The 15501-nt window shown below is 65.6% G+C and carries 17 protein-coding genes and 1 pseudogene; 11 read left to right on the forward strand and 7 right to left on the reverse strand.

Features of this window, described 5'->3' with window-relative positions; genetic code table 11:
- Window positions 1–182: pseudogene (locus B6V75_RS17740) on the reverse strand (sugar ABC transporter substrate-binding protein); the annotation flags it as partial.
- A 317-nt stretch (window positions 183–499) separates the two neighbouring features.
- Here B6V75_RS17740 and B6V75_RS17745 point away from each other — a divergent pair.
- Both B6V75_RS17745 and B6V75_RS17750 read left to right on the forward strand, forming a co-directional pair.
- Window positions 500–1729: an ROK family transcriptional regulator gene (locus B6V75_RS17745; protein WP_088720566.1), complete on the forward strand. Its 1230-nt coding sequence runs from the start codon at window positions 500–502 to the stop codon at window positions 1727–1729.
- A gap of 218 nt (window positions 1730–1947) precedes the next feature.
- On the forward strand, window positions 1948–3048 hold the full coding sequence (locus B6V75_RS17750) for an HPP family protein (protein WP_088720567.1): 1101 nt from the start codon (window positions 1948–1950) through the stop codon (window positions 3046–3048).
- 67 nt (window positions 3049–3115) lie between these two features.
- On the opposite strand, the gene B6V75_RS17755 is transcribed toward B6V75_RS17750, so the two are convergent.
- Together B6V75_RS17755 and B6V75_RS17760 are read right to left on the reverse strand one after the other, a co-directional pair.
- On the reverse strand, window positions 3116–3490 hold the full coding sequence (locus B6V75_RS17755; protein WP_088720568.1) for a group 1 truncated hemoglobin: 375 nt from the start codon (window positions 3488–3490) through the stop codon (window positions 3116–3118).
- Window positions 3491–3555: 65 nt separating this feature from the next.
- Window positions 3556–5001, reverse strand: coding sequence for an FAD-binding oxidoreductase (locus tag B6V75_RS17760; protein ID WP_088720569.1), 1446 nt, complete (start codon window positions 4999–5001; stop codon window positions 3556–3558).
- 221 nt (window positions 5002–5222) lie between these two features.
- Between B6V75_RS17760 and B6V75_RS17765 the strand changes: the two genes are divergently transcribed.
- Together B6V75_RS17765 and B6V75_RS17770 are read left to right on the forward strand one after the other, a co-directional pair.
- Window positions 5223–5912 carry a helix-turn-helix domain-containing protein gene (locus tag B6V75_RS17765; RefSeq protein ID WP_088720570.1) on the forward strand — a complete coding sequence of 230 codons (690 nt, stop codon included), beginning with the start codon at window positions 5223–5225 and terminating at the stop codon, window positions 5910–5912.
- Window positions 5913–6112: 200 nt separating this feature from the next.
- The gene (locus B6V75_RS17770; protein WP_088720571.1) at window positions 6113–6628 is read left to right on the forward strand and encodes a plastocyanin/azurin family copper-binding protein; all 516 of its coding nucleotides are present in this window, start codon (window positions 6113–6115) and stop codon (window positions 6626–6628) included.
- Window positions 6629–6716: 88 nt separating this feature from the next.
- On the opposite strand, the gene queF is transcribed toward B6V75_RS17770, so the two are convergent.
- The 4 genes from queF to queC are packed head-to-tail and all read right to left on the reverse strand — an operon-like array spanning window position 6717 to window position 8959.
- A complete protein-coding gene (gene queF, locus B6V75_RS17775; protein ID WP_075777284.1) occupies window positions 6717–7181 on the reverse strand; it encodes a preQ(1) synthase in 465 nt (154 codons plus the stop codon).
- A gap of 16 nt (window positions 7182–7197) precedes the next feature.
- Window positions 7198–7908 (reverse strand): 7-carboxy-7-deazaguanine synthase QueE, encoded by a 711-nt coding sequence (gene queE, locus B6V75_RS17780; protein ID WP_088720572.1) that lies wholly within the window; start codon window positions 7906–7908, stop codon window positions 7198–7200.
- Window positions 7905–8258: a 6-carboxytetrahydropterin synthase QueD gene (gene queD / locus B6V75_RS17785; RefSeq protein ID WP_088720573.1), complete on the reverse strand. Its 354-nt coding sequence runs from the start codon at window positions 8256–8258 to the stop codon at window positions 7905–7907. The genes queE and queD overlap by 4 nt, the downstream gene beginning before the upstream one ends.
- Entirely contained in the window at window positions 8258–8959 is a 702-nt protein-coding gene (queC, locus tag B6V75_RS17790) for a 7-cyano-7-deazaguanine synthase QueC (RefSeq protein ID WP_088720574.1), read from the reverse strand. Before queC ends, queD begins: the two co-directional genes overlap by 1 nt.
- A gap of 407 nt (window positions 8960–9366) precedes the next feature.
- Between queC and B6V75_RS17795 the strand changes: the two genes are divergently transcribed.
- From B6V75_RS17795 to B6V75_RS17825, 7 genes are all read left to right on the forward strand, one after another.
- Window positions 9367–9843: a GNAT family N-acetyltransferase gene (locus B6V75_RS17795; RefSeq protein ID WP_240496999.1), complete on the forward strand. Its 477-nt coding sequence runs from the start codon at window positions 9367–9369 to the stop codon at window positions 9841–9843.
- A 312-nt stretch (window positions 9844–10155) separates the two neighbouring features.
- The gene (gene bioB / locus B6V75_RS17800; protein ID WP_088720576.1) at window positions 10156–11103 is read left to right on the forward strand and encodes a biotin synthase BioB; all 948 of its coding nucleotides are present in this window, start codon (window positions 10156–10158) and stop codon (window positions 11101–11103) included.
- Window positions 11100–12233 carry an 8-amino-7-oxononanoate synthase gene (locus B6V75_RS17805; RefSeq protein WP_088720577.1) on the forward strand — a complete coding sequence of 378 codons (1134 nt, stop codon included), beginning with the start codon at window positions 11100–11102 and terminating at the stop codon, window positions 12231–12233. The genes bioB and B6V75_RS17805 overlap by 4 nt, the downstream gene beginning before the upstream one ends.
- Complete coding sequence (gene bioD, locus B6V75_RS17810) at window positions 12230–12847, forward strand: dethiobiotin synthase (protein WP_088720578.1); 618 nt, start codon at window positions 12230–12232, stop codon at window positions 12845–12847. The genes B6V75_RS17805 and bioD overlap by 4 nt, the downstream gene beginning before the upstream one ends.
- A complete protein-coding gene (gene bioA / locus B6V75_RS17815) occupies window positions 12847–14115 on the forward strand; it encodes an adenosylmethionine--8-amino-7-oxononanoate transaminase (RefSeq protein WP_088720579.1) in 1269 nt (422 codons plus the stop codon). Before bioD ends, bioA begins: the two co-directional genes overlap by 1 nt.
- Window positions 14115–14711: a pimeloyl-ACP methyl esterase BioG family protein gene (locus B6V75_RS17820; protein WP_088720580.1), complete on the forward strand. Its 597-nt coding sequence runs from the start codon at window positions 14115–14117 to the stop codon at window positions 14709–14711. Before bioA ends, B6V75_RS17820 begins: the two co-directional genes overlap by 1 nt.
- A complete protein-coding gene (locus B6V75_RS17825; RefSeq protein WP_088720581.1) occupies window positions 14708–15436 on the forward strand; it encodes a methyltransferase domain-containing protein in 729 nt (242 codons plus the stop codon). Before B6V75_RS17820 ends, B6V75_RS17825 begins: the two co-directional genes overlap by 4 nt.
- Window positions 15437–15501: the final 65 nt, after the last annotated feature.

Here is a 15501-nt window from a genome sequence, read left to right on the forward strand (position 1 = left end):
CCCGCATAGGTGTTGAGCTTGATGCCCATCTCCTCGGCTTTCGCCGTCGCACCCTCCTTCATCTTCACGAAGAACGGGTTGGTGTCAGTCTTCGTGATCAGGCAGGCGGTCGTCTCCGCCCAGGCCCCGGTCGCCATCAGGCCAAGCGCCGTCGCTCCCAGAATCGCGGTTCTCTTCTTCATGTCAGGTCTCCTCCCTTGCTGAGATGCATTCAGTGCATCCATTGAAACTTCATGGAAAAGTTTTCTCGCGTCCGATCGGGATGCGCGTCGCACCCGCATTCACGATGCCGCAGCATCGCCGGCGAAGCCTCCTCCTTTCCCCGAAGTCACCAAGAGCTAGCGCCCGGAGCTTCCACCTGTCAATAAAAACTTCCAGATGAATTTTTATTTAGGTCAAATTTTCGATGTCGCTTGCGCCCCTCCGGGCCGCCGCGTAGCATCCGATCACCCACGAACCACGCAGGACTAAGCTGCGTGACCTTCCCCGCCGGTGAGAGATGACGACAGCACGCCCCGACAAAACCCTGAATGCCGTGCCGCTCATGGGCACCAACCAACTCACGGTAAGAGACCTTAACGAGCGTCTCGTGCTCCATCTGATCCGCCGCCACGGCACGCTGACGAAAGCCGAGGCGACCCGCGCAACCGGGCTGTCCGCCAACGCGGTCTCAGAGATATTCAAGGCGCTCGAGCAGGACGACCTGTTGCTGCGCGGCGATCCGGTCCGGGGCCGCGTGGGCCAGCCCTCCGTGCCGATGCGCCTCAACCCAGAAGCGAAACACTACCTCGGCCTGAAGATCGGCCGAAGCAGCTTCGACATGGTCGTGGTCGACTTTACCGGCGCCGTCATGGCCCGCCGCTCGGCGCGCCACGGCTTCCCGACCCGGACGGCGCTGGTCACCTTCATCAAGGACAATCTCCGCCCGCTGCTACGCTCGGCAAAACTGAAGCGTGAGGACGTGGATGCCAGCGGAATCGCGATCCCCTCCGAGCTGTGGCACTGGGCCGAGGACTTCGACGCGCCGACCGACGAGTTGGAGAAATGGCGCAGTTTCGACGCCCGCACCGAGCTCGCATCGCTGCTTCCCGGGCCGATCTCCGTCGAGAATGACGGCACCGCGGCCTGTCGTGGAGAGCTGGTTTTCGGACCGCCCACCGACAAGCAGGACTACATCTATTTCTTCGTCGGCACCTTCATCGGGGGCGGCGTCGTTCTCAATGGCAGCGTGTTTTCCGGGCGGTCGGGAAACTCAGGCGGCTTCGGGCCGCTGCGAATTCCCGACGAGCCCGGTGGCCACCGCCTGATCGACCATGCCTCGCTCTCTGTGCTCGAGCGCCTTCTGGCGGAACGGCAGAGCGACCCCGAACGGATTCACGACGACCGTGCCGACTGGTCGCCTCTCGAGCCTGCGCTCTCGCTCTGGATCACGCGCGCGGCCAGAAGCCTCGCCCATGCGATCGTCTCCGCCCAGGCTGTGATCGATTTCGAAGCCGTCATCATCGACGGCGCGTTTCCGCAAGATATCCGCGACAGGCTGGTGGCGGAGGTCGACCGGCATTTCTCGCGCCTCGATCTGCAAGGAGTCTATCACCCCAAAATCCGCGCAGGGCATTTCGGCTCGGTCATCCGCGCCGTGGGCGCCGCGGCTTACGCAATTTCCACCGAATTCATGATCGACCAGAATACCTTGCTCCGGAAAGCGCCTCCCGGGCAGCTGGCGCGGTAAACCCCCATCGCATGACGCGGTCACCCGCGAGCCGGCACGAGCGGCCCCGGGCAAACATTGTTTGCCGCCGCAGACGCCACGCGGAACCGGCATCCCGAATTCTGCGTGGCGCGCGGATCAGCGTCCTTTTCCGCGGGCGCGCCCGTTCCCTTCCCGTCCATTTCTGACGCATACAAACGCGATTCGACTGATTTTCGGCCAGCTGGAAGGGCTTTCCCATGCGGGCATGGCATCATCTCGCTCCGGCGCTGCCGGCATTCCACGGGCGCGAACAGATCCGGGCGGGCCTCGGGGCGCTGCTCGGCATCAGCCTCTGCGCCCTCGTGGTGAGCCTCGGCGCACGGTTCGGGCTTTCCTCGCTCTATCTCGTGGCGCCTCTCGGGGCGACGGCGGTGCTGGTGTTCGGCGTTCCGAACTCGCCCCTTGCGCAGCCGTGGTCGGCGATCGTCGGCAACGTCACCTCGGCCTTGGTCGCGCTGCTCGTGGCCCGCAGCCTGCCCGGCTCATGGTCGGTGGGGATTGCCGTCGGCGCCGCGATCACCGCTATGATGTTCGTGCGCGCGTTGCACCCGCCGGGCGGTGCCGTCGCCTTGCTGACCGCGCTCGATCCGACACATGCGCTCGAGATCGGACCGCTCTTTGCGTTGGTGCCGGTCGGACTGACGACCGCCACGCTGGTCCTTGCCGCGATCGTCTATAACCGGGCCACCGGGCGGGTCTACCCGTTCCGCCAGCCCGAGACGGAGCCGCCGGCGGATGCGCCGCCGCGGCTGGGATTGTCGAGCGCGCAGCTGGGCGAACTGCTCGACCGGTTCAATCAGACGGCCAATCTCGGGGTGGCGGATCTCGGGCGGCTGCTGGCCGCCGCAGAGGCCGAGGCGGCGCAGCACCGCTTCGACGGCACGACCTGCGCCGACATCATGACCACCGATCTCATCACGGTGCGCCCTGACACACCGCTGCCGGAGGCCGCGCGCCTGTTTCGCGCCCATGCCATCAAGAGCCTTCCTGTCATCGACGCCGAGACCCGGCTCTGCGGCCTCGTGCTGCAGGCGGATCTTCTCGACGAAGTCGCCGCGCAGGGCCGGCCGCGCGCCCTGCCCCGGCGGGCGCGGCCCCGCACCGTCTCGGCGGTGATGCGTTCGCCCGACCGCGCGGTCGCCCATGACCTGCCCGTCGGCACCCTTCTCAACCGTCTCGCGGCGCAGGGAACCGAGGTCGTGCCGGTGACGCGGGAGGGCCGTCTCGCAGGTATCCTCACCCGCTCCGATATCATCCGTCTGTTGCTGGACGGGGCCGACGACCGCGCAGCGGCGTAGGCGCGCCTGAAAAGGCGGCGCGCGATCGCGCGGGAGCGGCGGAGATCCCCCCGCCCGTCTGACACGTTCATTGGTTGGTAATATCGCCCTTGAGCGAATAGCCGATCATCAGCACGTCCTTGCGGGTCGTCTCGTCGACCTCATGCGCCGCAAGGACCGACATGATGTCGTCGATTGCGGCCATGTATTCGCTCGTGCTGATATTCATGCCGCGATGCGCCGCCACCATGTCGCGCCCGGTATATTGCTCGGGGCCGCCGCTGCCCGCGCCGAAGAACGCACAGAGTTGCGCCTTGGCGTCGTTCAGGTCGTCCGGCCTTTCGCGATACGGCAGGAAGCGGGCGCTGATCGCGGGGTTTTTCATATGCGCCTCGAGGACATCGTCGACGAGCGCCTTGATCCCGGGCTTTCCACCGAGCCGTTCGTAGAGAGTCTGTTCCATCGTTCTAGCTCCTTGCTGTCTGGAGGCCGTGGCCCCGGGCGCATTCGCGTCCGGGGCGCGACGGCTCATTGCGCGGCCTGCCGCACCTGCTGCGGCTGGATGTTGTGATTGACTCGGAAGAGGTTCGTCGGGTCGTAGCGCGCCTTGATCTCCTGCAACCGGTTCAGGTTTCCGCCATAGGCCTCGGCGAGGCGACCCGCGTCATCCGCGGGCAGGAAGTTCACGTAGACGCTCGGCGCCGCATCCGCCGCCGTGGCGTCGAACAGGTCGCGCGCCCAGCCGATGCAGTCCGCATCCTTCGCCGGGTCGTCCCAGCGGGTGTGGACGTTCATGGTGAAGTGGCTGTCGCGCTGCGGATAGGCGGTCGCGTCCGACGGGACGCGGGCCATTGCGCCGCCGACATGGGCGATGAAGATCTCGCATTGCGGATCGGGAAGCTCCTCCACCGCGCCGAGTATCGCCTCGATCGTGCCGCGGCCGAGCTTCAGGAAGTCCCGGCTCTTCCAGTAATTGCGCGCGCCGGGCGTCAGCAGCGGATCGAAGGCCGCCTGCCATCCGGTAAAGGGATGCGGGCCGATCACGTCGACGATGGGCGTGCCGAGGGCGCGCAGCTCCCGCATCGCCTCTTCGCCCTTGGCCATATCACCCACGTAACAGGCCGCGAAGATCAGCACCTCGCGCCCGTGCCAGTCCTCCGGCAGGAACGGCAGCGGCGGCGCCTTGCGCAGGACCGACCAGACCGTCAGCTCGTCCGGCGCCTTGTCGCATATCTCCTGGAACTTCGGCAGCAGAGTGGCGGCCTCCGCGAAGGGATGGATCACGAGGCCCGACAGAACCTCGGTGCCGATGGCGTGCCCCTGGAATTCGAAGGAGGACACCACCCCGAAATTCCCGCCCCCGCCGCACAGCGCCCAGAAGAGGTCCGGATGCTCCGTCTTCGAGGCCCGGATGCAGCGCCCGTCGGCGAGCACCACATCAGCCGACAACAAATTGTCCACGGTCATCCCGTATTTCCGGGTGATCCAGCCGAAGCCACCGCCAAGCGTCAGCCCCGCGATCCCGGTGGTCGAATTCACGCCGACGGGCACGGCAAGCCCATGCACCTGCGACTCGCGATCGACGTCGCCCAGCGTCGCGCCCGGCTCGGCCCGGACGGTCCCAGCTTCGGGATCGACGTGAACCGAGCGCATGCCCGACAGGTCCAGCATCAGCGAGCCCTCCTCGACCGCGAGACCGGCGATCTGATGGCCGCCGGACCGCACGGCCATCCGAAGTCCCTTTTCCTTGGCAAAGGCGACCGCGCTCTGGATGTCGCTGGCCCCCATCGCATGCACGACCAACCCCGGCTTGCGGTCGATCATCCCGTTCCAGATTGACCGCGCGGCGTCATAGCCTGCGTCTCCCTCGATCAGAGTTTTGCCACGCAAGGCGGCGGCAAGGGCCTCCCGGTCCGCGCCGGTGATCTTCTTGCGCGTGCCGTCCAGCCCGTTCATTTCAATGATATCCGACATGTCTTCCTCCCTCTGAGACCATGGCGCACGGCGACGCGCTCTACCCCTTGCGCGTCTGCCGCGTTTCGATTGCTTGCGGTTCTGAAAGGATGAGCGCGCGGCGCGTCTCAAACCAGTGGCGAAACTGGACCGGCCCGCCCGAGCGGAGAGCATGGGCACGAAGCCGACTAAAGGAATCGCAATTCGTGCTATGCTGGAAACAGCCATGGAGGAGATCTCCGATGTCCAACGCCACCTACTTCCAGTTTTGCCCCGTCGCGATGGCGGCCGAAATCCTCTGCACCCGATGGACGATCGTCCTCGTGCGCGAGCTCGTGGCGGGATCGACGCGCTTCAACGATATCAGGCGCGGCGTTCCGCGGATGTCGCGCACCCTGCTCGCACAGCGCCTGCGGGAACTGGAAGCGGCCGGGATCGTCGAACGGCATCCTGTCGAAGGCTCTCAGGCTGTCGACTATCTCCTGACCGACGCAGGAAAGGACCTTCTGCCGGTTGTCGAGGCCTTCGGAATCTGGGGCCAGAAATGGGTGGAATCCGAGCCGTCTCTGGAACGGCTCGACGTATCTTTGCTGATGTGGGACATGCGCCGCAATCTCGATCCGGCGCCGCTTCCGCCGGGGCGCACCGTCCTCAATTTCCGGTTCCCCGAGCTTGCGGCGTCGAAATCCTCATGGTGGCTGATCGTGGAGGCGAGCGGCGATGTCGATCTGTGTCAGGTCGATCCGGGCTTCGACGTGGATCTTTTCGTCACGACGGATCTGCGCACGATGACAGAGATCTGGATGGGCCTCACCACCGTGTCGAAAGCCGCCCGGAAACTCGATCTCGACGGGTCTCGAGACGTTGTGGCCTCGATGCAGAGCTGGCTGGGCCTCAGCCCCTTCGCGACCGAGCGAAAACTGGCCTCCTGAGCCGCGTCGCCCTGCGCGGGCATGCCCAGGGCGCGCGACGCACCCTCGCTTGAGCGAAGCCATCTCGACAGCGCTCCACCGTTTTCGGCCCGGCCGTCACAGTGGCGTGAGACGTGATCTGGGTCAAAACGGGCCCTCCGCCAAACACGTTATCCCTCTTCTCGAAGGTCGAAACCTCAACACCGAGAAGGGAATAGAAGATGAAACTCACAAGACGCACCGCCCTCGCACTCGCCCTCGCGGCTCTGCCGACGCTGACGATCACGCCTGCAATGGCCGCCGATCCCGCCACCGTGCAGGTCTCGCTCTGGGACAAGGGCGACAACGCGATGGACGATCTGGGACAATTGCCGCCCATGGGCTTCAACATGGCTGGCGCCGGCGAGCGGGTCTCGAAGGCGACGATGGGCGTCACCGCGACACCGGCGGTCGTGCCTGCGGGCAAGGTCACCTTCGAGGTCAAGAACGACTCGAAGGGCACCGTGCACGAGATGATCGTGGCCCCGGTCAAGAGCGCGACCGAGGAACTGCCCTATAACAAGGACGAGATGCGGGTCGACGAAGAGAAGGCCGGCCATCTCGGCGAGGTCTCCGAGCTCGATCCCGGTCAGAGCGGTTCGCTCACGGTGACGCTGAAACCGGGCGAATACATCCTCTACTGCAACATCCCCGGCCACTACGTCATGGGGATGTGGACGCTGGTCCGTGTAGAATAACTTCGACAGGTCCGGCCAACGTCATGCAAAGGCACGGCCCCGGGGCGAGGCTCTAAGGCTAAACCCCGAGGCCGGGACGCGGCGAAGGTCAGCCGCGCCCGCGATAGGGCGGAACACCCTGATCGGGAATCCAGACTCCCTCGGGCATTGCCCCGGTTTGCCAGAATACGTCGATCGGGATACCGCCGCGCGGATACCAGTAGCCACCGATGCGCAGCCATTGCGGCTCGAGGAAATCCGCCAGCCGCCGCGCGATGGAGATCGTGCAATCCTCGTGGAACGCGCCGTGATTTCGGAACGACGTCAGATAGAGCTTCAGCGATTTCGACTCCACCAGCCACTGTCCGGGCACGTAGTCGATCACCAGATGCGCGAAGTCGGGCTGCCCCGTCATCGGGCAGAGCGAGGTGAACTCCGGCGCCGTGAAGCGGACGTTGTAGCTGATATCGGCCTGCGGGTTGCTCACCCTTTCGAGTTCGGCCTCCTCGGGGCTTGCCGGGATGCGGGTCGCGCCGCCGAGTTGCTTGAGATCGCTGTAGATCGAGTTGGTCATTTGGGTCTCCGATGGATCAGACGCCGCGCTTGTTGCCCCAGATCAGGACGTGCAGCTGCGGCAAAATACGGGGGGCGAACCAGCGGTCCGCCATGGCGGTTTCCGTCAGCCAGCCCAGCCGGTCGGCAAGCGCCTGCGGATCGACCGGGACGTCCGGATCGACCTCGGGATTGCCCGGCTGAAGATAGAGCGGCAGATCGGGGTGACGGGCATGGGCGTCCTTGGCCCAATCATAATCCGCACGGTCGAAGATCACGATCTTCATTACGGTGCTGCCGGCAGAGCGTCCGGCCGACACGCAATCGGCGAAGACGTCCCAATCGACCTGCTCCCCGCTCGAGGGCGGCTTCGGCGACAGCACCAGCGTATCCAGATCGCCGAGCCACGGCCGCGTGACAGAGCCCTGCGTCTCGCAGGCGAAGCGGTAGCCGGCGGCTCGCCCAAGCGCGATCAGCGGTCCGAAATCCTGAATGGCCGGGTTGCCTCCGCTGAGCGAGATCGTCAGCGGGCGGTCGCCCGACAGGCGGCGCAGCTCTGCCCAGACTTCCTCGGAACTCATCGGAGCCCACGTATGGCGATAGGCGCTCTCGACCGCGTGGAGACTGTCGCACCACGAACAGCGGTAGTCGCAGCCGCCCGCCCGCACGAAGAGTGTGGGCGCGCCAATCAGCGCGCCTTCGCCCTGAATGGTCGGGCCGAAAATCTCGGCGATTCGCAGCGTCGTCATGGACGGTATTCCGCCCAGGTCTTGGGCGTCTCGCTGACCAGCGCCGCGCTGGTCTCGGGCCAGCGCGCCTTGCACCAGTCGTAGAAATGCTTGGCCATGTTCTCGGCGGTCGAAGGCACGTCCATCACATCGTTTAGGTGCCGATGATCGAAACTCTCGTCGATATAGGTCTTGAGCGGTTTCAGATCGTGATAGTCGCGTACGAACCCGTTCCCATCGAGCGTCGCGGCAGCCAGCTCGACGACGACGATGTAATTATGCCCATGCAACCGCGCGCATTGGTGATCGTCGGACAGATGGGCAAGCTGGTGCGAGGCGGAGAAGTGGAATTCCTTGCGGATGCGAAACATCAGCGGGCCTCCTTGTCGGCGACGGCCTTGGCCCAGAAATCGGGATCGGCATAGACGGTCGGGTCTTCGACGCCCGCCAGATGGAACGCCTCGCGCCGCTCGACGCAGGTGCCGCAACGCCCGCAATGCACCTCGCCGCCCTTGTAGCAAGACCAGGTCTCGGCAAAGGGCGTGCCGTGTCTGGCGCCCTCCGCCACGATGTCGGCCTTGGAGCGATGCACGAAAGGCGTGTGCAGCCGCACATCGGCATAGCCGTCGAGCGCCATGCGCTGCATCGCATCGAAGGCCTCGGTGAAGGCAGGGCGGCAATCGGGGTAGATGAAGTGATCGCCCCCATGGACCGCGGTCGCCACGGCTTGGTCGCGATTTGCGGCAGCCACGCCGAAGCCGATTGCCAGCATGATCGCGTTGCGGTTCGGGACGACAGTGATGCGCATGGTCTCTTCGGCGTAATGCCCGTCGGGCACGTCGATATCGTCGGTCAGCGCCGAACCTGTCAGCGCCGCCCCGATTGGGCGCATGTCGATAAGGTGATGCGGCACGCCCAGACGGCGCGCGGCGGCGGCGGCGTAATCAAGCTCCTTGCGGTGCCGTTGGCCGTAGTCGAAGGAAACGAGCCGCGTGAGATTGCCCTCAGCGGCGACGATATGGGCGAGCGACACGGAGTCGAGGCCGCCCGAGCAGATGACGAGAGTCTTCATTTTTGAACCCTTGTTTTGATGACCGGGTAGGCTGCGACCGGTTGAGCGGGCGTCTAAAGGAAGGACCGCTCCGCCGCAAGGGCGCGCGCGTTGGTCCGTCAGATGGAGGTCCCGGCGCGCAAGGAAGGCAGCGCCCCGCAAACCGGGCAAATTGGAACCGGCGCTTTACCCCAATTTTTCTTGGCTGCGAGCGATGCGGTGGCGATAGGCGTTCCTCCTGAATCCGGGCGAATATCGCATCCCAGTCTCGACGCCTCGAGATCACGCAGGATCAACTTCTGGCGCGCGCTCGCAAGAGGGCAGGCAATCGCTTCCGTCGTTCAAAAGGAGGCGGTAGCGTAATCTTCATGCGCGCTCGAACAGACACATTCCCTGACTGGGTTCCCCGAATTGAGACGGATCGGCTCTTGCTGAGGGCTCCGGTCGAAGAGGATTTCCCGGTCTATTGCGATTTCTTCAGCGACGCGGAGGCCTCCCGCTTCTATGGCGGGCCGCTGTCGCCCGCTGCGGCTTGGGCGAAACTGACGGCGGATGTCGGCCACTGGGTGCTTCGGGGGCACGGTGTCTGGGCGATCGACCTCGTCGAAGAATGGCGATGTGTCGGAACATGCGGCATCGTTCACGCCAACGGCTGGCCTCGCCACGAGCTGACATGGTGGATCGCGCGCGATGCCCGGCGCCGCGGGATCGCCGCCGAGGCGTCGCGAGGGGTGATCACATGGGCGTTGGGTAATGGTTGGGACGCGGTGGAAACGCATATGCGAGACGAGAACGAAGCCGCTCAGCGCCTGACCGAAAAGCTCGGTGGCGAACAGGTCGCCAGAGAGAGATTCCCCGACGGTATCGAGAGAAGCGTGTATCGTTTTCCCCGGCCCCGCGCTTGAAGCCCGGGCTCCGTTGACCACCCGACCACGCGGCGAGGGGCCGCTTTTTTCCGAGCGATAGCAAAAGGCGCCGCGCACCAGAGGCCGCGAGGTGGTGCCCATCCGCACATCGCGGCACCGCCAGCCTGATTATAGATAATAGTTAGCGTTTACGCCTCCGTGCACCTCGATTGGGCAGAGGCTTCATTGATTTTTATTTTATTTCATACTATTAGACGACCCCCAAAGCGCGCCGACAATAGATTTCTTTGCAAATTGAGATATGCCGCGCCGCGTCATCTTCTGACGACCACAGTCAAAAGATGGGTCGCCATGAAAGATCGCGCACATAAAATCTATACTCTTCCGCTGATGGACTTGCTGTCCCGCGCCCATGGCGTGCACAGGGCGAATTTCGATCCGAACAGGATCCAATGCGCCAAGCTGCTTTCGATCAAGACCGGAGGCTGCCCCGAGGATTGCGCCTATTGCGCACAGTCGGCGCGCAACGGCTCCGAGCTCAGCGCATCGAAATTGATGGAAGTGGAGAGGGTTCTTGCAGAAGCGCGCGAGGCCAAGGCGGCAGGCGCCACGCGCTACTGCATGGGGGCGGCGTGGCGCTCGCCAAAGCCACGCGACATGCCCGCGGTCATCGCCATGGTCGAGGGGGTCAAGGCAATGGGGCTGGAGACCTGCATGACCCTCGGGATGCTGGACGACGAACAGGTGGTACAGCTCAGGCAGGCGGGGCTCGATTACTACAACCACAACATCGACACCTCCGAGGAGTTCTATCCCGCCATAGTATCGACCCGCAGCTTCGCCGACAGGATCGAGACGCTCGAGCGCGTGCGGCAGGCCGGGATCAATGTCTGCTCGGGCGGCATTCTGGGCATGGGCGAGACGGCGGAAGATCGCATCAGCATGATCCAGACCCTCGCTGATCTGCCGGAGCCGCCGAAATCCATCCCGATCAACCTCCTGATCCCGATGCCCGGCACCCCGATGGCCGACACGCCGCCGCTCGATCCGTTCGAGCTCGTGCGGGCCATCGCCACGACGCGGATACTCGCGCCGAGCTCCTATGTCCGTCTCTCTGCGGGGCGCAGCGCGATGTCCGATGAGCTGCAGGCGATGTGCTTCTTCGCGGGGGCGAACTCGATCTTCGTGGGCGACACGTTGTTGACGGCTGACAACCCCGAGGACAGCAAGGACGCGTTGCTCTTCGCCCGTCTCGGACTGGTCCCCGAGGCGCTACCAGAGACTGCGGATCAGCCATGACCCCCTATCCTCGTCATGCCTCGCGCCTCGCGCAGCTCGAGGCGAGAGGGCGGCTTCGGGAGCTGATCCCCGGCAAAGGTCTCGATTTCGCGTCGAACGACTATCTGGGACTGCGCGACTCCGCAGAACTCGCCCAAAGCATCACGGACGCGCTGGCACGAGGTATCCCGGTGGGATCGGGCGGCTCGCGGCTGCTGCGGGGCAATGACGCGGAATTCGAGCGGCTCGAAACCGAAGCCGCCGCGTTCTTCGGGGCGGAAGCCTGTCTCTACATGGGCGGTGGCTTTCAGGCCAATCAGGCGATCCTCACCTGTCTGCCGATGAGCGGCGATCTGGTGCTGCACGATGCGTTGGTCCACGCCAGCATGCATGAGGGGATGCGGCTCGGCGCGGCGGACCTGCGCAGTTTTCGCCACAACGACGCCCAGGACGCCGCCGCCCAGATCCGGAGCTGGCGTGAGCATGGCGGCAAAGGCCGGGTCTGGCTGGCCCTGGAGACGCTCTATTCGATGGATGGCGACTTCGCGCCGCTGGTGGATTTCGTCGCGATCGCTCGGGACCATGACGCCACCCTGATCCTCGACGAAGCCCATGCGACGGGTCTCTACGGCGCCGAGGGCCGGGGGCTCGCCCCGATGGGCTGCGACGTGCCGATGATCGTGATCCACACCTGCGGCAAGGCGCTCGGCGCGAGCGGAGCGCTGATCTGCGCCGACAGCGTGATCATCCGAACCCTGATCAACCGGGCGCGGCCCTTCATTTATGCCACGGCGCCCTCGCCGCTGATGGCGGCGGCCGTCCGGCACTCGCTGCATATGCTGCAAACCCAGCCGCGATGGGGAAACCATGCCGCAGCGCTCCGCCAGCACGCCCATCGTGCGGCGGAAAGCTTCGGCCTGGACCATCACGGCAGTCAGATCATACCGCTGATCGTCGGCGAAGATCATGCCGCTACCCGTCTCGCGCAGGGGCTGCAGGCGGCGGGGCTCGACCTGCGGGCCGTGCGCCCGCCGACGGTCCCCAAAGGCACGGCACGGCTGCGCATCTCGCTTACGGGCGGGTTGCAGCCTCGCGACATCGACACCCTGTTCGGCACCCTGTCCACCCTTGCACCGGAGCTTACCCCATGACCTCACCCATCGTCGTCACCGGCACCGATACCGGCATCGGCAAGACCGTCTTCAGCGCGGCGCTGACATTGGCGCTTCAGGCGAGCTACTGGAAGCCTGTGCAGGCCGGGCTGGACGAGGAAACCGACAGCGAAACCGTCGCGCGGCTCACGGGGCGGCCCACCCTGCCGGAGGCATGGCGTCTGCGGACCCCGGCCTCCCCCCATCTCGCGGCGAGGCTGGACCGGGTTGAGATCGGTTCTCTGGAGCTTCCCGAGGTGAAAGGCCCGCTCGTCATCGAAGGCGCAGGCGGTGCGCTGGTGCCCTTGAACGGCAACCGTCTCTATGCCGACCAGATGGCGGACTGGCGCGCGCCCGTGATCGTCGTCGCGCGGACCACGCTCGGCACGATCAATCACAGCCTGCTGACAATCGAAGCCCTGCGCGCCCGGGGCGTGCCGCTCGTCGGTATCGCCTTCGTCGGCGACGAGGTGGCCGACAGTCAGGACACCATCTGCCGCATCGCCGAGCTGCCTTCGCTGGGCCGCCTACCCTTCATGTCCGATCTGACGACACAAGGATTGCGCGATGCGGCCCGGCGGCTCGATCTCGATCGCATCCGGGGAGCACTGTGATGAAGGATATGGCTTTCGAACAGGCGCATGTCTGGCACCCCTATACCGAGCGCGCCCGCCCGCAGCGCCTGCACAGGATCGTTGCGGCGGAGGGAATCTGGCTGACCCGCGACGACGGGGGACGGATGATCGACGCCATGTCCTCGTGGTGGGCCGCGGCCTTTGGCCATGCGCCGGCGCCCCTCGTTCAGGCGCTGAAGGATCAGGCCGAGGTTCTCCCGCATGTGATGTTCGCAGGCCTCACCCATCAGCCCGTGATCGATCTCACCAGACAGCTCGTCGCGGCGATGCCCGCGGGGCTCGATCAGATCTTCTATTCCGACAGCGGGTCGGTCGCGGTCGAAGTGGCGGTGAAAATGGCCGCCCAGTCGCAGGTGAACCGAGGCCATCCCCACCGCACGGACCTCGCAACCGCGCGGGGCGGCTATCATGGCGACACGTGGAAGGCGATGAGCCTGAGCGACCCCGAGACCGGCATGCACGCCCAGTTCGGACGCGCCCTCTCGGCGCAGCACTTCATCCCGCGCCCGCCGATCTCCTTCGACGCGCAGTGGAGCGAGGATCCCGTGCGCAATGGGCTGGCAGAAGTGGAGACGCTGTTCCGCACCCACGGCGACCGCATCGCGGCCTTCATCATCGAACCCGTCGTTCAGGGAGCCGGCGGAATGCATTTCCATCACCCCGGCTACCTGCGCGGATTGCGCGCCCTGTGCGACCACTTCGGCATACACCTGATCTTCGACGAGATCGCCACCGGGTTCAGCCGCACGGGGGCCGATTTCGCGATGGAGACGGCAGGCGTCACCCCCGACATCCTCTGCCTCGGCAAGGCGCTCACCGGCGGCATGATGACCCTCGCCGCCACGATCACGACCAAGGAGCTGGCCGCGACTGTCGGCGCCCTGATGCACGGCCCGACCTTCATGGCCAATCCGCTGGCCTGCGCCGTGGCCTCGGCGGCCATGGATCTGTGGAAAGGCCGCGACTGGTCGGCCCGAGCCCGCGCCATCGAGACACAGCTCGCCACCGAACTGGCCCCAGCCCGAGCCATGACGGGCGTTCGCGACCTGCGCACGCTCGGCGCGATCGGCGTCATCGAGATGGAGGCCCCGCTGCCCGTCGGTCGCGTGCACCGGTTCTGCATGGAAAGCGGTGTCTGGCTGCGTCCCTTGGGACGGCTCCTCTACGCCATGCCGCCCCTGAGCATCGAGCCCGACGAGCTGAGCCGCGTCACCCATGCCATGCTCACCATTGCGAAGGGGCTTTGATGCGAGCGCGTTGGACCAGGCAGCGGGGGCATCCGCATCTGGTGATGTTCTATTCCGGCTGGGCCACTGAGACCGCCGAGATTGAACTTCTGGCAGGCGACAGTGACCTGTTGATCCTGAGCGATTACCGTGACGAAACCTTCGATCCCGCATGGATAGAGAGGCATGACCGGATCACGCTCGTCGCCTATTCGATGGGGGTGGCAGTGGCGGCGCGGCATCTGGGTGGTCTGCGCCCCGAGCGTGCCATCGCGATCTGCGGCGCGACCGACCCACGCCGCACCATCGGCGCGGACATTTATGACGGCACCCTCGCTGGACTCGATCGCCAGAGCCTTGCCCGCTTCGCGCGCCGCGCGGGGCTGCCGCAACCGCAGGCGCCCGACATTGCCGCATTGGGCGACGAGCTGCGCGCGCTCAGAGCTCGCCCCCCGGCGCCGGTCGGCGCATTCGACCGGATCATCGCGGCGCGCAAGGATCGCATCTTCCCCGCCGACGCGATGACCGCTGCCTGGCCAGGCCAGCCGATCGACTGGGTCGACACGGGCCATTTCCCGTTCGCCCACTGGCGGAACTGGCAGGAGATCATCGAATGAAAGAGCGTATCGCCGCAGCCTTCTCGCGCCATTTGGCAAGCTATGACGGGGCAGCCTTGGTTCAGGCCCGGATCGCGGCACGGCTGAGCGAACGCCTGACCCCGATGATGCAACGCGGGGGGCGGGTTATCGAGCTTGGCCATGGCACCGGCCTTCTGACGCGCCACCTTCTGCAGCTGGAGCCACGGGAGCTCTGGCTCAACGACCTCGCAGCGCCGCTGCCCGATCTGCAATGGCCAGAGCGGACCCGCGTCCACGCCCTCGGGGGGGATGCGACCGAAATCGATTTGCCGGATCGCCTTGATCTGGTCGCCTCGACGTCGATGCTGCAATGGCTGGCCGCGCCGCGTGAACTCCTTCGCAAGGCGTCCGACACCCTCGTCCCCGGCGGGCTTCTCGCCGTCACCAGTTTCGGCCCAGGGAATTTCCCGGAACTCGCACGGCTGGGGCTTGCCGCGGGTGCCCCCTCCTATCGTGACGCGGACGGACTGTGCCACGACATGCCCCGGAACATGGAGGTGATCGCCGCGTGGGACGAGACCATCCGTCTGGATTTCCCCGATGCCCGGGCCCTGTTCGGGCATTTGCGCGCGACCGGGGTCAATGGGCTGAGGGGCGGGCAACTGTCGGCGCCGCGCCTGCGTCACCTGATGAAGCGGATGGACCGAGACGGCGCTCTGACTTTGACCTACCATCCGTCCTGCTGTATTGCCCGCATGCCCTGACCTTCGGCCCACACGCCCCCTTGAAAGTCCGAGACCATTCCTGCCGCGCCCACCCCCGACCTGAT

This window comes from Thioclava sp. F1Mire-8 (assembly GCF_002213165.1).
Classification (GTDB): Bacteria; Pseudomonadota; Alphaproteobacteria; order Rhodobacterales; family Rhodobacteraceae; genus Thioclava; species Thioclava nitratireducens.

What these genes read in the sequence shown, in the direction of transcription:
- B6V75_RS17745 (WP_088720566.1), top strand. Translation starts at nt 500, where the DNA reads ATGACGACAGCACGCCCCGACAAAACCCTGAATGCCGTGCCGCTCATG.
- B6V75_RS17750 (WP_088720567.1), top strand. Translation starts at nt 1,948, where the DNA reads ATGCGGGCATGGCATCATCTCGCTCCGGCGCTGCCGGCATTCCACGGG.
- B6V75_RS17755 (WP_088720568.1), bottom strand. Translation starts at nt 3,490, where the DNA reads ATGGAACAGACTCTCTACGAACGGCTCGGTGGAAAGCCCGGGATCAAG.
- B6V75_RS17760 (WP_088720569.1), bottom strand. Translation starts at nt 5,001, where the DNA reads ATGTCGGATATCATTGAAATGAACGGGCTGGACGGCACGCGCAAGAAG.
- B6V75_RS17765 (WP_088720570.1), top strand. Translation starts at nt 5,223, where the DNA reads ATGTCCAACGCCACCTACTTCCAGTTTTGCCCCGTCGCGATGGCGGCC.
- B6V75_RS17770 (WP_088720571.1), top strand. Translation starts at nt 6,113, where the DNA reads ATGAAACTCACAAGACGCACCGCCCTCGCACTCGCCCTCGCGGCTCTG.
- queF (WP_075777284.1), bottom strand. Translation starts at nt 7,181, where the DNA reads ATGACCAACTCGATCTACAGCGATCTCAAGCAACTCGGCGGCGCGACC.
- queE (WP_088720572.1), bottom strand. Translation starts at nt 7,908, where the DNA reads ATGACGACGCTGCGAATCGCCGAGATTTTCGGCCCGACCATTCAGGGC.
- queD (WP_088720573.1), bottom strand. Translation starts at nt 8,258, where the DNA reads ATGTTTCGCATCCGCAAGGAATTCCACTTCTCCGCCTCGCACCAGCTT.
- queC (WP_088720574.1), bottom strand. Translation starts at nt 8,959, where the DNA reads ATGAAGACTCTCGTCATCTGCTCGGGCGGCCTCGACTCCGTGTCGCTC.
- bioB (WP_088720576.1), top strand. Translation starts at nt 10,156, where the DNA reads ATGAAAGATCGCGCACATAAAATCTATACTCTTCCGCTGATGGACTTG.
- B6V75_RS17805 (WP_088720577.1), top strand. Translation starts at nt 11,100, where the DNA reads ATGACCCCCTATCCTCGTCATGCCTCGCGCCTCGCGCAGCTCGAGGCG.
- bioD (WP_088720578.1), top strand. Translation starts at nt 12,230, where the DNA reads ATGACCTCACCCATCGTCGTCACCGGCACCGATACCGGCATCGGCAAG.
- bioA (WP_088720579.1), top strand. Translation starts at nt 12,847, where the DNA reads ATGAAGGATATGGCTTTCGAACAGGCGCATGTCTGGCACCCCTATACC.
- B6V75_RS17820 (WP_088720580.1), top strand. Translation starts at nt 14,115, where the DNA reads ATGCGAGCGCGTTGGACCAGGCAGCGGGGGCATCCGCATCTGGTGATG.
- B6V75_RS17825 (WP_088720581.1), top strand. Translation starts at nt 14,708, where the DNA reads ATGAAAGAGCGTATCGCCGCAGCCTTCTCGCGCCATTTGGCAAGCTAT.